Source organism: Levilactobacillus tujiorum, assembly GCF_012641185.1.
In the GTDB taxonomy this organism is placed as follows: Bacteria; Bacillota; Bacilli; order Lactobacillales; family Lactobacillaceae; genus Levilactobacillus; species Levilactobacillus tujiorum.
Genome location: NZ_JAAXLK010000032.1, coordinates 1 through 14,435, shown reverse-complemented (window position 1 = coordinate 14,435; position 14,435 = coordinate 1). Strand labels below are relative to the sequence as shown.

At 49.3% G+C, this 14,435-nt stretch carries 13 protein-coding genes and 1 pseudogene; 7 read left to right on the top strand and 7 right to left on the bottom strand.

Translation table 11 applies throughout. The features are described from left to right. Window positions 1–387 precede the first annotated feature (387 nt). On the bottom strand, window positions 388–1,755 hold the full coding sequence (locus tag HF569_RS11790; RefSeq protein WP_168902579.1) for a sensor histidine kinase: 1,368 nt from the start codon (window positions 1,753–1,755) through the stop codon (window positions 388–390). Further along, the gene (locus HF569_RS11785; protein ID WP_168850023.1) at window positions 1,745–2,446 is read right to left on the bottom strand and encodes a response regulator transcription factor; all 702 of its coding nucleotides are present in this window, start codon (window positions 2,444–2,446) and stop codon (window positions 1,745–1,747) included. Before HF569_RS11785 ends, HF569_RS11790 begins: the two co-directional genes overlap by 11 nt. A 181-nt stretch (window positions 2,447–2,627) precedes the next feature. Here HF569_RS11785 and HF569_RS11780 point away from each other — a divergent pair, with 181 nt between their 5' ends. Beyond that, window positions 2,628–2,918, top strand: coding sequence for a hypothetical protein (locus HF569_RS11780; protein ID WP_168902578.1), 291 nt, complete (start codon window positions 2,628–2,630; stop codon window positions 2,916–2,918). A gap of 645 nt (window positions 2,919–3,563) precedes the next feature. Here the strand turns inward: HF569_RS11780 and HF569_RS11775 are convergent. Continuing rightward, on the bottom strand, window positions 3,564–4,205 hold the full coding sequence (locus HF569_RS11775) for an SDR family oxidoreductase (protein ID WP_168902577.1): 642 nt from the start codon (window positions 4,203–4,205) through the stop codon (window positions 3,564–3,566). 375 nt (window positions 4,206–4,580) lie between these two features. Here HF569_RS11775 and HF569_RS11770 point away from each other — a divergent pair, with 375 nt between their 5' ends. The 5 genes from HF569_RS11770 to HF569_RS11750 all read left to right on the top strand — a co-directional run bounded on the left by HF569_RS11770 (window position 4,581) and on the right by HF569_RS11750 (window position 9,898). Beyond that, a complete protein-coding gene (locus HF569_RS11770; RefSeq protein WP_168902580.1) occupies window positions 4,581–5,783 on the top strand; it encodes an NAD(P)/FAD-dependent oxidoreductase in 1,203 nt (400 codons plus the stop codon). Between the two features lie 87 nt (window positions 5,784–5,870). Continuing rightward, a complete protein-coding gene (locus tag HF569_RS11765; protein ID WP_168902576.1) occupies window positions 5,871–6,395 on the top strand; it encodes a methylated-DNA--[protein]-cysteine S-methyltransferase in 525 nt (174 codons plus the stop codon). Window positions 6,396–6,694: 299 nt separating this feature from the next. Beyond that, window positions 6,695–7,261 (top strand): TetR/AcrR family transcriptional regulator C-terminal domain-containing protein, encoded by a 567-nt coding sequence (locus HF569_RS11760; RefSeq protein WP_168850027.1) that lies wholly within the window; start codon window positions 6,695–6,697, stop codon window positions 7,259–7,261. A gap of 258 nt (window positions 7,262–7,519) precedes the next feature. Then, window positions 7,520–8,935 carry an NAD-dependent succinate-semialdehyde dehydrogenase gene (locus tag HF569_RS11755; protein ID WP_168902575.1) on the top strand — a complete coding sequence of 472 codons (1,416 nt, stop codon included), beginning with the start codon at window positions 7,520–7,522 and terminating at the stop codon, window positions 8,933–8,935. A gap of 213 nt (window positions 8,936–9,148) precedes the next feature. Continuing rightward, a complete protein-coding gene (locus HF569_RS11750; protein ID WP_168902574.1) occupies window positions 9,149–9,898 on the top strand; it encodes a glucose 1-dehydrogenase in 750 nt (249 codons plus the stop codon). A gap of 166 nt (window positions 9,899–10,064) precedes the next feature. Here the strand turns inward: HF569_RS11750 and HF569_RS11745 are convergent, their stop codons facing one another. From HF569_RS11745 to HF569_RS11735, 3 genes are all read right to left on the bottom strand, one after another. Then, complete coding sequence (locus tag HF569_RS11745) at window positions 10,065–10,604, bottom strand: GNAT family N-acetyltransferase (protein ID WP_168902573.1); 540 nt, start codon at window positions 10,602–10,604, stop codon at window positions 10,065–10,067. Between the two features lie 63 nt (window positions 10,605–10,667). Continuing rightward, window positions 10,668–11,207 (bottom strand): GNAT family N-acetyltransferase, encoded by a 540-nt coding sequence (locus HF569_RS11740; RefSeq protein ID WP_168902572.1) that lies wholly within the window; start codon window positions 11,205–11,207, stop codon window positions 10,668–10,670. A 123-nt stretch (window positions 11,208–11,330) separates the two neighbouring features. Next, window positions 11,331–12,710 carry an Nramp family divalent metal transporter gene (locus HF569_RS11735; RefSeq protein ID WP_168902571.1) on the bottom strand — a complete coding sequence of 460 codons (1,380 nt, stop codon included), beginning with the start codon at window positions 12,708–12,710 and terminating at the stop codon, window positions 11,331–11,333. A 618-nt stretch (window positions 12,711–13,328) separates the two neighbouring features. Here HF569_RS11735 and HF569_RS11730 point away from each other — a divergent pair. Next, window positions 13,329–14,186: a DegV family protein gene (locus HF569_RS11730; RefSeq protein ID WP_168902570.1), complete on the top strand. Its 858-nt coding sequence runs from the start codon at window positions 13,329–13,331 to the stop codon at window positions 14,184–14,186. A gap of 154 nt (window positions 14,187–14,340) precedes the next feature. Here the strand turns inward: HF569_RS11730 and HF569_RS11725 are convergent. After that, window positions 14,341–14,435, bottom strand: a pseudogene (locus HF569_RS11725) (IS5-like element ISLpl3 family transposase); the annotation flags it as partial.

The window sequence follows — 14,435 nt, the reverse complement described above, 5'->3', positions numbered from 1 at the left end:
TGTTCCAACTTTTGGGGTACGGGTCAAGACGCGTGTCTCCAAAGTCGCCCGTGCTGTAAACTGGCGGAAAAAATCGCCAGCTAACAGCACTTTCACGGCCGGCTCCATCCCTGACCTCCTCCGGCTCTGATTGTGTTTTACCAAGGCAACGGTCGGTAATGGCGGCTACTTAGTGCTTTCAATTTAATCGATAGCGGAGTGATAGTTATCATCCTAGTCGTCTAAGAGCACCATGTTAGCCGTGAGGTCGGTAGCTATGGGCTCAGCCACGTCGCACCGATCCAGCCCATAGCTACCGACCGGTAAGGCGAAGGGGACCACCGGGTTGCCTAATTTTAACGCGATAGTTGTTGTTAGAACCGGAATAATCAGCACTTTGAATGAACATTAGTCCGATTGTGATGGCGCTGCCGGTAGGGTGAGGGTGAAACGGGCACCATGTGGCTGATTGTCACTCACCGTAATGGTTCCCTGATTTAATTGGACCAGTTGGGCGACGATGGCTAGGCCGAGGCCGCTACCCTCAATTTTGTTGGAACGCGACGTGTCAACGCGGTAAAAACGCTCGAAGATATGCTCGCGAGCATCGACGGGGATTCCTGGGCCACAGTCTGCCACGCTCAGGGTAACCTGTTCGTTGTAGGTTGCCAGGTCGATGGTGATGGGCTGATCTGCGGGTGAATACTTGTGGGCGTTGTCCAGCAGCGCCGTCAGAATCTGATGAAGCATATCGGAATCGCCCAGAGCCCAGACTGGTTCAGTAGGAGTGTGCAAGGTTATTTCTTGAGAAATTAGCGGTTGATAGTGGGTGAGGGTAGTCGAGACCAAGTCTGACAGATCCAAAGGTTGCCGGTCAATTTCAGCCCGATCTGCCCGGGATAAGTGGAGTAAATTCTCAATTAAGTGTTGCATGCGGAGCGATTCCTGATCAATGAAGCCCAACGATTCGGGGATGATTTCAGGATGCTGGTCGCCCCGGCGCTTGATTAGCTTGATATTGCCGCGAATGGTGGCGATGGGCGTGCGTAATTCGTGAGACGCGTCGGAAATAAATTGGCGTTCGCGTTCCAAACGGCCATTCTGAGCGGCAAGGAGTTGATTGAAGTCCTTGGCTAATTGGCTAATTTCGACGGGCTCCGCGGGTTGAGGCAGCGCCGTTTGAGTGACCGCGGGGTTGGCGGCGGCCTGTTGGGCGGCGGTAGCTAAGGTCATGGTGGGCGCACTGATTCGTTTGGCAAGCCGGCGCACAAACAGTAGACCAATGAGCAGACTGATCCCGATGGCAATGATGAGCACGGCAATCAGAACGTGCAGATTTCCTACTAGGACGTGCATCCCAATATAGAGATGATAGGTGCTCCCACTAGCTTTCAGGGTCTCTGCGAAGAAGAGTCCCCAACCCTTGACGTAGGTCAGGTGAGTAAAGGGAATCGTCCAAGTATTAGCGTCTGCTAAAGAAGTCCCATGGGGCAGCAACGACGTGGTTGAGCCGTCTGCGTTGTGAATGACGACAAACGTATTCCGTGAGTTGAGGCCACTAGCGCGGTTGATCGCTAGCCAGTCGCGAAAGTTGGTGACCTGTGAGGTTTGTAGGCTGGCACTAAGCTGAGCAGCTTGATTCTGAGCACGGAGCAGTTGGTCAACGACTAACGTGATACTGACGGTTAAAACGATAATAATACCAATCGTCATTAGAAGACTGGTGAAGGAGTGGCGGATGATATCCGCGTAAGTTCTAGGTGCCTTAGTGGGCATGGTCATCATCCTCTTTCAGACTGTAACCGACGCCCCGGATGGTGTGGAAAAGGTGGGGAGCATCGGCGACGTCAATTTTATTACGCAAATACCCGATATAAACGTCCACCACGTTTTGTTGTCCCAGAAAATCAACGCCCCAGACGTTATCGAGTAGTTCATCGCGGGTAAAGACTTGACCGGGATGTTGCATGAGAAATAATAGGAGATCATATTCTCGCTGGGTGAGCTGAATGGCTTGATCGCCACGTGTGACTTGTCGGGTTTTGGTGATTAGCGTTAGGTCTTGAAGCCGGTAAGTCTGGTCGAGGCCACTTTGATGAGCCGTTCGACGTTGGATTACCCGAATGCGGGCAAGCAGTTCTTCAATTTCAAATGGTTTGGTGATGTAATCGTCGGCGCCGGTATCGAGTCCGGTAATTTTATCCCCCAAATAGTCACGAGCTGTCATCATAATTACGGGGAGATCGTCTTGCTTACGAATGCGGCGCAGAACCTGCATGCCATCCATCTTGGGTAGCATCCAGTCTAAGAGGACGAGGAGGAGGTCGTCCTTTCGTGCTTGATAAGTTTCCCAGGCAGCTGCGCCATCGGTCGCCGTGATGACGTCAAAGTCTTCAAAAGTTAATTCTTTAGCAACGTAGCTGGCGAGGCCCTCTTCATCCTCCACCAACAGAATAGTATTCTTCATAATTTGTGAGATGCTCCTTAGTGTGACGTGATTATAGGCATAATACCACACGAAACCCTCGCTAAAATAAGAAATTCATATTTTAAGCTTAATCAGGCTTAAAGATTAAGTGGCGCAAGGGATGGTATAACTAATACATCGAAAGTAAACAGCCAAAACAACTAACTGAGGAGTGGTTAAAATGACTAAATTAAAAACAATGATGACTAAGATGATGCTGGGGGCCATGACGGTCACGACTTTACTGGCCACGTCGGCAGGCGCTTCTGCGGCAACGAAAACGACGACAACGCCCGCACCAGTGGTTCAGACGACGGTTCAGCTGGCCGCGCACCCAGAAACGGAAATTCAATTCACCAAGATTCGGTTGAAACCAGTCACGACTAAGAAAATTTCCAGTCAGGTACAAACGGCAGTTGATGCCAGCGCACTGAATCTTGACCAGCGGCACCAGGACAGCCAACTAAGATAACACGGTTCATCAGTAGAATAGAAGCAAAAAAGCTAGTGTCGTCAGTGAGCGACACTAGCTTTTTTACGCTTTGATGCTTGAAAATAGGCGACATGGATAAGACTGTCCGCCTTGCCGTTCGCTAAATTTGGACTGGATCGCTGTGGGTAGGACGGGTCAAGCCAAAGGGGAGTCTTGCCCCTCGCTTGAAGCCGAAGACCCCGTCTTCAAGTCGCCATTTTCAAGTGAACCATTTGAAAATCCCACGGCTGAGTCCAAATTTGGCTCGCTCACGGCTACATGGATGTCGACAATCGTTATCGGTTAAGCCGTGACGCGACAGTTATTTAAAGCGGTTTGATGTCCAATGACTAACCTTAACCGGAGGAGGGCAGAGATGGAGCCAGCTGTGACAACGGTGTTAGCCGATTCTCGGCTTACAGCGTGGGACGCGTTTGGAAACTGACGGTTCTGGTCAGGTTTCAAACCGAGCCGGAGGACCGTTTCTCAGGCCGCAGGCGGTCCCCACAGCAGGCGGAATCTCTGCCAGCCGTAGGTGAATGATTTAGGCTGCTTTTTAGTCAATCGTCCTGACTATTCAAGTTGCGTTCGTGCCGTTCCAGCCCATATCTGCTGACCGGTAAGGCGCGGGGATCACTAGGTTGCCTAGTGAATGGCGTCAGTAATGGCTACGTTTCCAGTTACGAATTCAATCGTCTGCTTAGGCTGTGGGTGCTGAACAACAGCTACCACAACGGCCGCCACATCCTCGCGACTGATGGACTTGAGGTCGCTATTGGCGGGATCTAACGTGATCTTGCCGGTTGGGGCGTCGTTGGTCAAAATACCCGGACGGACGATCGTGTAGTCTAGTTGGGTTTGATGACGTAGCCATTGATCGGCGTAGTATTTGGCGACGTAGTAAGGCCGGATACCAGATTTATCCCAGAACGTCCGGTCGTCAGTTCCGAGAGCACTGACGATGATGAATCGCTTAATGCCGGCCTTTTCGGTAGCGATCATTGACTTGATAGCGCCGTCAAGGTCGATATTCAACGTCATATCATCCCCGGTACTACCGCCAGAACCGGCTGAAAAGACGACGGTGTCAACGCCAGCCATCGCGGGAACCATCGCTTCGGCTGAGCCCATTAGATCGACAATCCGTGGTTGACCACCCAGCGCCGTGATGGTGTCAGCTTGCGTCGCTGAACGGATGCCGGCGTATACCTGTTCGCCGGTTGCCGCCAGTTGTTTCACAATATGTTGGCCAACGTGACCGTGCGCGCCAATAATTAAAGTTGTCATGAAAAAAAACCTCCTATATCTCGTTCACTTAACTAATTTCCACCATAAAGGTTTTACGAAAAAATTTCAGCTAAAGCGACTCACTAATTCTCAAACAGATAGGTTGAGTGAGGCATTTTAAATAGCGGTTCATGGCGAATTGGGGCAACGCCGCGAGAAATTTAATTTGTGAAGAAAATTGCTAACCGTTATCAATGGCTTTTCGCCCGATAACTCGTATAATAGAAGTAAATCATCCCTAAAGATTAGCTAACCCACTGACAGTTCTCCAGGGGGGAGTTATCGTTGATTAAAAATGTAACCGGTTTAACCAACGGCGGTGTCTGGCGGCTAATCGACATTTGGGGAATTACAGCAGAAAAGGGGTCGTTTATAATGGCAACGATTTTAGTTCTCGGCGGTGGTTACGCCGGCATGCGGGCAATTAAATTCTTACAGCGTGAGGTTCCAAGTGAGGATGACATTATCTTAGTAGATAAGTCGGGTACTCACGCGGAAAAGACCAACTTGCATGAGGTTGCAGCGGGAACCATTGCACCTGATCGCATTACGTATGAGATTAATGATGTGATTGGGAATCGGGTAACCTTTATTCAAGACGCAGTAACCAACGTTGACGTTGATCAGAAGCAAGTGACTTTAAAGAATCACGAGCCTATCAGCTATGACTACTTGGTCTTAGCATTAGGCTTTCAATCCGAAACCTTTGGACTGAAGGGTGCCGAGGAAAACGCTTTGCCAATGGATGATTTGGAGACATCCGAGGCGGTTTACCGGCACATCGAGGAACGGGTTAAGAGCTACGCACAGACGCAAGATCCTAATGACCTGGTCGTTGCCGTCTGCGGTGCTGGCTTTACCGGTATTGAGCTGTTAGGGGAACTCACCCAGTCGTTACCTAAGTTGCAGACCCGCTACAATACCCCAGCCGTTAAGTTGATCTGTTTGGAACGCTCACCCGCTATTCTGCCGATGTTCGACAAGTCTCTGGCAGAGTACGCCATGCAATTTATGGCTAAACACAACGTTGAAATGCGGTTGGGCTCAAATATTCAAGAGATTAAGCCGGGCGCGGTCGTCTACACGGATAGTCAAGACGAGCAGCACGAGCAAGCTGCCAACACGATTGTGTGGACCGTGGGTGTTAGTGGCTCACACGTCATTGCCGATTCAGGCTTTGACCAACGCCGTAACCGGATTGTGGTTAAGGATGACTTGTCAATCGAAGGTCATCCCGAAGTCTTCGTCGTTGGGGACGTTGCGGCCGTAATGGATCCAGAAAGCAAACGGCCTTATCCAACGACAGCGCAGATTGCTTTGGCGGCCGGCGCTCAAGCAGCTAAAAACATCGGTCTGAAGCTCCGAGGACGTGAAACACGGCCATTTGTTTACAAGTCCGTGGGGACGGTGGCCTCATTGAGTGATCGTGATGGTATTGGCGAAATCTTTAGTAGCAAACGTAAGGTGAAGGGGTATCCGGCATCTGCTCTGAAGAAGGTTATTACTGACCGGTCCATCTTAGAAAGTGCGCACCTGAGTACGGTGTTCAGTAAGGGTCGGTTCGACTTATACCACTAAAATTAAAGACAACTTAGAAAAAGCGAGTGGGCATGTTAGCCTACCCGCTTTTTTAATGATAAAATGAAGCGAAAAGGGTGATGATTAATGCGACAGAAGCAATTGGCGACGCCGTTGGGAACGGTTACAGTTGCGAGTGATGGTACTGCCTTGACGGGGCTTTGGTTTAACGATCAGCAGCACTTTGGCAGTACGTTGCCACCAGGGACACCGACCGAAAATTTGGCTATTTTTGATCAGATCAATACCTGGTTGACCGGGTATTTTGCTGGGCAACAACCGCCAGTGACCTTTCCGGTTCGACCAGCGGGAACTCGTTTACGGGAAGCCGTATGGGCGGTGTTACGAACGATCCCATATGGCGAGGTTCGGACCTATGGTGAACTGGCTAAAGCAGTAACACCAGTAATTGGTCACAATCCGGGAGCCCGTGCTGTGGGGAATGCCGTTGGTCACAATCCGATCAGTCTGGTGATTCCTTGTCACCGAGTAATTGGTCGAACGGGTGAACTGGTTGGCTACGCTGGCGGACTAGATCGCAAGAAAACGCTTTTACGACTAGAAGGGTGTCTGTCCACGGAAAGTGATCAGGTAGTTCTCGAAAAAAAGTAGGCATTTTTGAAGAAATTTACGGATTTCTTACCTATTGTGCACAAAAGTATCGTACAATGTAGCGGTAGATATGCTATAATCATAGCTGTTCAAAAGCTAAATTAGTAGCACTATTGATAGGTGTAACTACTCAACAAGTAGCTGACTTTTTTCGCGAAAAGGGTTTCTTCTGGCGAGAAGACGCGTATAATTTTAGTCAGCTTGGGATGTTAGTTAAGGTTACTAGCTTCCGGGGGGGAACTGCTAGTACCACACGAAATTAAAACTTAAATGGTGTGTGAAAGATTGGAGGTATCACGATGGCTGCATCGGAAACTAAGGAGCGAATTGCGGAGGCCTTGGCTTCGTTGTTGAACCACAATACGTTTGATAAGATTACGGTTCGCGAGATCGCGGATGAAGCGGAAGTTCACCGGAAGACGTTTTATTACTATTTTGCCGATAAATACGAGTTGTTAACGTTTGTTTATCAACACTTTATCGTGGAAGCGCCACGTCATGAACAACCGACCGCCTTGACCTTGGAGAATTGGCGTCCAGCAACAATTCAGTTGTTGGAACGAATCGCTGAGAATTCTAAGATCTTTTTGAACGCATATCCCTATGATGACGGCGTTTGGCGTCAATCAATGAATGAGTTTGTGGCTTCACGATTGTCAATTTTGCTTCACGCAATGCCAGAGTACCGTTACTTAAAGGAAGACGTGATCGACACTTCAGCTGAATTTATTGCGGCTGGGGCGTTGGGAATTATTAATAAGTGGGCGAACGATAACTTTACCGCGACCCCCCGAACGGTCCTCGATCAGATGACGACGGCGAACCGTTTGTTCAACGGTATTTTAGACCGTTGGAAGTTAAGTTAAAGTGTAAGGTGGAACGACTAAAGTGTCTGATAATTTCAGACAGTTTAGCCGTTTTTTGTTTGCGCAACTTAATTAATTAGGTAGACCAATTTATTAATTGTCAATTGTGAAGTGACAAAATAAATGTGCTAATTCACAAACTTTTACGTTTAAACAATCACAATCTAAATGCTGGTATTTATGAATTCGTTAGCGTATAGTACCAAATGTAAAGGGTTACATTGTGAATGTGAATAGTCACCTAAGGAGGAGACAAAAATGGCTTACCAAACGACAAATCCCTATACCAATGAGGTTGTGAAGACTTATGCGGACGCCACCCCGGAATACGTTGAAACGAGTTTAGCGCAAGCCCAAGCGTTGTATAAAAAATGGCGCAACGATCCGGTTGCGACGCGAATTCCCGTTTTGCGAAAATTAGCACAATTGTTTAAGGACGAAACGGACGACTTAGCCAAGGTGTTAACAACTGAGATGGGGAAGCTATTTGTTGAAGCGCAAGGTGAGGTGATCTTGTGTGCAGAGATTGCGGAATATTATGCAGATCACGCTGAGGAACTTTTACAGCCGCGCACCATCGAGACGATCGCTGGTGACGCTCAGTTAGAGAATCATCCGCTGGGGGTATTGATGGCGGTTGAGCCTTGGAACTTCCCTTATTACCAAATGATGCGAATCTTTGCCCCTAATTTTGCAGTTGGCGATCCCATCGTGTTCAAGCATGCCGCCATTACGCCAGCCTCGGCACTGGCCTTTGAGGATGCCGTTCGGCGGGCCGGTGCACCAGCTGGCGCTTTGACCAATCTATTCCTTTCTTACGACCAAGTCTCACAGGTCGTAGCTGACAAACGCATTCAAGGGGTCGCACTGACCGGTTCAGAACGGGGAGGTGTGGCCGTCGCGGAAGTGGCCGGCAAGCATCTCAAGAAGAACACGATGGAACTAGGCGGAACAGACGCCTTTATCGTGGCTCACGATGCCAATATGGCAGACGTTAAAGCCATTGCGCCGCGGGCACGGCTCTACAATGCGGGGCAGGTCTGCACGTCTTCCAAGCGCTTTATCGTGACTGAAAATCACTACGACGAATTGCTGGAATGCCTGAAGGCAGCATTTTCATCCGTTAAGATGGGCGATCCAATGGACCCAGAAACGACGCTCGCGCCGATGAATTCGAAGAAGGCCAAGGAACGGCTGCAAGACCAAGTGGATTCGGCATTAGCTGGTGGCGCGACGGCCTACTACGTTCACGAACCAATCGACAGTGACGGGCAGTTCTTTATGCCAACTATTTTGACGGATATTACCAAGGATAATCCGGCGTACGGTAAGGAAATGTTCGGTCCCGTTGCGCAAGTCTACAAGGTCAAGGATGATGCTGAAGCGATTGCGTTGGCTAACGACTCAGACTACGGTTTAGGTGGGATCGTCTTTGCCGGCAGTGCTGAGTATGGTGCGGAGATTGCCTCGCAGATTGAAACCGGGATGGTCTTTGTGAACACCTTCTTCAGTTCGTTGCCAGAACTGGAATTTGGTGGTGTGAAGAAGTCTGGTTTTGGTCGGGAATTAGGCCAAACGGGGATCACTAGCTTTGTGAACCAAGAATTGGTAGTTAAGCGCGACCGGCCAAATGACAATGAATTTGGTGGACTGGTCTTGCCACATAAATTTTAGCGAATAGCCTGCGAGTGAAGCGGCTTGTGGGCGGCTTACGGCTAAGGGATCTGGGGATTTGTCCTGGGTCTCTTTTGTTTGATTAGGACTGGTAATCGGGATCGATGCATGGCGAAATGGTGAAAGTGCCACATGATTTAGGCAAAACATTTTCTTCTGAAGACTTGATGTGATATTCTGAACAATAGGAAATGACGAAAGGATGATTTTAAGATGACAGATCGTTTAAAAGGTAAAGTTGCAATTATCACCGGTGGAGTTGCTGGTATCGGTTTAGGAATCGCTGAATGCTATGTGCGTGAAGGGGCCAAAGTCGTGATTACCGCCAATCATAACGTGGATGGCGGTCACGCCGCTGTTGAAAAATTTGGCGACGATGTGAGTCTTTTCGTTCAACAAGATGTTGCCAAGGAAGCTGACTGGCAAAAGGTGATTGATGCCACGATCGAAAAATTTGGTAAGTTAGATATTTTGGTCAATAACGCTGGGATTGGCGGCGTTAACACCGCCATCGAAGACCTCTCACTTGAAGATTGGCAAAAGGTTATTGATATCAACTTGACGGCTAACTTCTTGGGTGAAAAGGCCGGGATTAAAGCGATGCAAAAGACCAACAATGCCAAGGGATCTATCATCAACGTTTCTTCCGTTGCCGGCTTGATCGGATTGCCAATGGCCCCAGCTTATTCTGCAAGTAAGGGTGGGAGTCGGCTGTTAACCCATGCCACTGCGCTGAACTTAGCACAACGGGGCGTAGATATTCGGGTTAACTCCGTCCATCCAGGTTGGATTGATACGGCGATTATCCCAGACGCTGCACGGGAACAAATCGTGAAGACTGTTCCAGTAGGTCACTTAGGCAAGCCACAAGATATTGGTGAAGTTTGTGTCTACTTAGGAAGCGATGAATCCACGTTTGCCAACGGGGCCGAATTCACGGTCGACGGTGGTCAACGGGCCTAACGGATACCATTAAAATGATAATGAGAGACGACACAGGGACCGAGCAATCGGTCCCTTTCGTTTATGGGTTCAGAATATAACTCAAAAAATCAGCTGTTTCAGAAGTATCGTCTTCTGAAACAGCTGATTTTTTCCATGCTGGTACCGTAACATGGTCCACTCTAAGTTAGGCGGTAAATTCACGGTCTAGTTTTGAATAAACCACGGCATCACGGTAGTCTCCTCGGATTGTCGGAATGTATTCCCGCAATACACCGTCTTGGTGAAAGCCACGATGTTCGGCCACCGCACGACTGGCGTGGTTGTCGGGTTCCGCCAGCAGGTTAATGCTGTGTAGTCCCAGGGTGTTAAATCCAATCTCTTCAACGGCCGCTAAGCACTGCGTCATAATCCCTTTGCCACGCAGTGTGTGATCCAGCCAGTACCCCACCGAGGCATGCTGGTCCTTAAAGTCATGCAGGTCGATCATGCCGGCTGGACGGTCAGCTACCAAAATCACGGCCAACCAGAGCTGGTGGCTCGTTATGCGTTCTTGGCAGTATTTGAGGAAAGCAGCTTCGTCGGCAACGGTGCGAGTAGTTGCCGCCCATGGGAGCCACTGTGAGAGTAAGTCGCGGTCAGCGTCGACGCAGGCAAATAAGGCCGGGGCATCGCTCAGCTGGGGAGCGTTTAATTGGATGGTTGGAGAAACCGAATATAACGCCATACGTAGGACCTCGTTCACTAGTTTTCACCCATTAAACCGCTGTTAGGGGGAAATGTCAAAACGTCAATGGAAGTCACGTTTTAATTTTGAATAGATCACGGCATCGTCGTAGCTCCCGGTTGCGGTAAGCAGGTGTTCACGGAGAATGCCGTCTTGATGAAAGCCGCGGCGGTGGGCCACGGCTTGACTCGACGTATTGCCGGTAGCGATGACCAACTCTAGCTTATTGAGATTGAGCTGGCTAAACGCCACGTCTTCGACGATTCCCAATACGTGGGTCATGATGCCTTTGCCGCGAAAGTCGCGCCCCAGCCAGTAGCCGATTTCGGCGTGACCGTCCTTAAATGCGTGGAGGTCAATGGTTCCTGCGGGATAGGGGCCCACCCAGATGACGGCTAGCCAGAATTGATTGGCACTGATCCGTTCCAGCGATGTCAGCAGAAAGGCGGCCTCGTCTTCAACGGACTGGATGCTGGCGGTGCGGGGCATCCAACGTGCCAGCGCGGGGCGATCCTGGTCGATCAGTGCAAATAAGGCTGGCGCATCGGCCACGACGGGGGTCATCAAATGAGTTGTCAGTGCAGTTAGAAAATGGGGCTTCATAGGGCACCTCGATTCTGTGACGGTGGCTAAGTAACGGTTAGCCACGTGATATAAATTTAGTTATACCCGGCAACAGAAAAGAAGTCAAAAAAACACTCGACCTTTATCAGTCGAGTGTCTTTTCTAGGCGGTAATGCCCAGTGTATTCAGGATCAAGTAGATGTTAAGGATGATTAAGACGACGGCAACAATCCAGCCGAGGACCTTCGACCACGTCTTATTCGCGAATTCGCCCATTAATTCCTTATTGCTGGTGAACATGACCAGCGGAATCATGGCGAACGGCAAGGCAATACTGAGGAAGACCTGCGAGGAGGTCAGCAAGTCTTCAATCTTGGCTTCATTACCATGGTAGATAATGGCGAAGATGATAACTGGCGTCACGGAGAGTAACCGGGTCAGTAACCGTTGGGCCCACAATGGCATCTTCAGGTTGATGAACCCTTCCATGATGATCTGACCAGCCAGCGTCCCGGTAATGGTTGAACTTTGTCCGGAAGCTAACAGTGCTAGGGCAAAGAGCATACTCAGCAGTGGACTGGCAATGGCACCAACAATTTGGTTATCGCTTAAGGCGTTGAACAAATCAACGAAGCGGCCCAGTTCACTATTTGTGCCGAAGAACAACGCAGCCCCTAAGATCAGGAGCAAACTGTTGACGATGAAAGCAATCGTTAATTGAATATTGGAATCAATCGTGGTGAACTTGATCGCCTTGGCCACACTCTTGCGGTCTTTACGGTCGAAGTTACGCGTTTGTGAGATTGATGACCCCAAGTATAAATCATGGGGCATCACCGTTGCACCGACAATCCCTAAGGTTAAATAAAGCATCCCGTGGTTGGTGACAATGGCGCTAGATGGGAGGTAACCCTCTAACATTTGGGTGACTTCCGGCTTGGCTAAGATCACTTCGTATAAGAAGACGAAGAGGATAACCGCAACCAGAGTGGCGACGATGGCTTCGATCTTGCGGAAGCCCAATTTCATTAGGACCAACAGGATCAAAACGTCGGCGGCCGTGATAATCAACCCTACGATCAATGGGAAGCCGAATAAGAGCTTTAACGCGATCGCGGACCCGATAATTTCGGCAATATCTGTCGCCATAATGGCTAATTCAGTGATGATCCAAAGGAACAGTCCGGTCTTCTTACCGGTACGTTCTCGCGTCAGTTGCGCGAGATCCTTACCCGTAACAATGCCCAACCGCGCCGACATGGCTTGCAACAGCATGGCAACCAGACTGGACAGCAGGACAACGGTCAGCAGGGCGTACTTGTATTGTGCCCCACCGGCGATTGACGTGATCCAGTTCCCAGGGTCCATATACCCCACGGCGATTAAAGCGCCCGGGCCGGTATAGGCCATCAGGGTTCTCCAGAAGCCCGCATTTTGCGGCACTTCCACGGTACCATTGACTTCATCAAGACTCTTCTGGTCGTTACCAGTAGACTCGATCATATGGTGCTTGGACTTTGGGTCGGTTTCATGATTCTTCATAAAATCCCTCTTTTCTATTGGCTTAGAAATTCAGGTAGTCGATTGACTTCTGTCTTTCCTGGTAAGTGCGTGGTCGGAACCAGTAATAGATGGTGTGCAAATAAGAGCAAAAATCGGAAAACTGATGTCGATCACTCACTTCAATTCCAACCGTAAGTATAGGCTATTTAACCGTAATGTCAACCTTGATAGAATGAATTTTTGGGTCTCCAAAGAAATATTTATATAGAGTACAGTCTTTAATTTGGTGATTAGAGAATAGCTGATTTGGAGGTGGGGCCAGGAGTTGGAAAATGGTGGTGCCGGTTTCATGGTTGGGATGATTGACTGTGTGCATAAATGTACAAATTAATGGGGTCTGTCCTGGTAGCTGCTAGCGTGGCTGATCTTCTAATGGTGAGATGAGCTGGACCTTATTTGTGCAGCGCAAGAATTTTTTTGTGGTAGTGAAAAATTTTTACTAATAACTAGTTCGCCCTTAATGATTAGCAAATTTTTAGACTTGGTAAGGGTAGATGTGGAACAAACGACAGATGATCTAGTTTCCAAAACCAGATTGTTGCGTTATAATAACGACTATTATCCAAGGACGATACTAGAAGAAACGAGGTAACACCTATGCCACAAGAGAAGATTGCGATTTTAGTCGATTCGTGTTCAGATGTACCAGCGGATGTTTTAGCGGCCGCAGATATGGCTTTGATGCCGATGAATGTTATTTTTCGAGATCGGGCTTATGAGGATCGGGTGACTATCACCCCCACCGAATTTTATCGGCGCCAAGCTGAAGAACCAGCGACGACGTCCAGTCCCACGGGCAAACACATTGTCGAAGCGCTAGAGCGGATCCAAGCTTCCGGCTACACCCACGTGATTGCGGTCTGCATTTCAGCAGCGTTGTCCGGGACCTATCAGGAAACCCAATTATTGGCCGCTGACACCGATTTAACGGTCCATGTGGTCAACACCAAGAGCGTCGGTATCGGCAGTGGTTTTGCGGCCATCTACGCGGCTTATTTGCGGTCTACGGGGCATTCATTCCGGGAGATCGTGACGGAAGTGGAACGGGTCACGGCCCAGACGAAAGTCTTCTTCTATGTGCCATCATTGAAGTACCTCCAAGCGGGTGGGCGGATTGGTAAGGTCGCCGGTATGGCTGGGACTTTGTTAAACGTTAAACCCATTATTTCTTGCGATGAGGAAGGGATCTACTATCCGATCGCCAAGGTGCGCGGTGAGAAGCGCACGATTACGAAATTACTGGCCTTGGTTGATGAGGCCATTGGTGACGCTAAACGGGTGAATGTGGCGGTTTGTGATGGCGTCAATCCAGAGCTGCGGGCGACGGTATTGGCGAAGCTCAAGGCGGCTCATCCCGATGTTCTGCAGTGGTACGCTGGCGATGTTTCTCCAGCGCTGGGCGTGCATACGGGACCGGGATTGATTGGTGTCGGGGTGCAAGTGCTGGATGAATGAAAAAATGGACGACAAAAAAGCCACGATAATTAAGGCTATCGCGGCTTGAGGGGGGATACGAGCAGAATATAGATACTTTGGGGGAGTGCTACTTGCTGCTCGTAAAAAAGAGTAATAAGAATTTGGTACAACCCAGCTAGGGTCCGTCTGAAAACTACTTAAGTAAGATGCAAATTGAGGCAATGTAAACCGTAGCCAGATAAACATGAGCGAGCTTATCATAACGCGTTGCAATCCTACGAAAGTTCT

Excerpts from the sequence above, each read along its gene's own strand:
- HF569_RS11750 (WP_168902574.1), top strand. The coding sequence starts at position 9,149 with ATGACAGATCGTTTAAAAGGTAAAGTTGCAATTATCACCGGTGGAGTT.
- HF569_RS11780 (WP_168902578.1), top strand. The coding sequence starts at position 2,628 with ATGACTAAATTAAAAACAATGATGACTAAGATGATGCTGGGGGCCATG.
- HF569_RS11790 (WP_168902579.1), bottom strand. The coding sequence starts at position 1,755 with ATGCCCACTAAGGCACCTAGAACTTACGCGGATATCATCCGCCACTCC.
- HF569_RS11735 (WP_168902571.1), bottom strand. The coding sequence starts at position 12,710 with ATGAAGAATCATGAAACCGACCCAAAGTCCAAGCACCATATGATCGAG.
- HF569_RS11760 (WP_168850027.1), top strand. The coding sequence starts at position 6,695 with ATGGCTGCATCGGAAACTAAGGAGCGAATTGCGGAGGCCTTGGCTTCG.
- HF569_RS11730 (WP_168902570.1), top strand. The coding sequence starts at position 13,329 with ATGCCACAAGAGAAGATTGCGATTTTAGTCGATTCGTGTTCAGATGTA.
- HF569_RS11740 (WP_168902572.1), bottom strand. The coding sequence starts at position 11,207 with ATGAAGCCCCATTTTCTAACTGCACTGACAACTCATTTGATGACCCCC.
- HF569_RS11755 (WP_168902575.1), top strand. The coding sequence starts at position 7,520 with ATGGCTTACCAAACGACAAATCCCTATACCAATGAGGTTGTGAAGACT.
- HF569_RS11765 (WP_168902576.1), top strand. The coding sequence starts at position 5,871 with ATGCGACAGAAGCAATTGGCGACGCCGTTGGGAACGGTTACAGTTGCG.
- HF569_RS11785 (WP_168850023.1), bottom strand. The coding sequence starts at position 2,446 with ATGAAGAATACTATTCTGTTGGTGGAGGATGAAGAGGGCCTCGCCAGC.
- HF569_RS11745 (WP_168902573.1), bottom strand. The coding sequence starts at position 10,604 with ATGGCGTTATATTCGGTTTCTCCAACCATCCAATTAAACGCTCCCCAG.
- HF569_RS11770 (WP_168902580.1), top strand. The coding sequence starts at position 4,581 with ATGGCAACGATTTTAGTTCTCGGCGGTGGTTACGCCGGCATGCGGGCA.
- HF569_RS11775 (WP_168902577.1), bottom strand. The coding sequence starts at position 4,205 with ATGACAACTTTAATTATTGGCGCGCACGGTCACGTTGGCCAACATATT.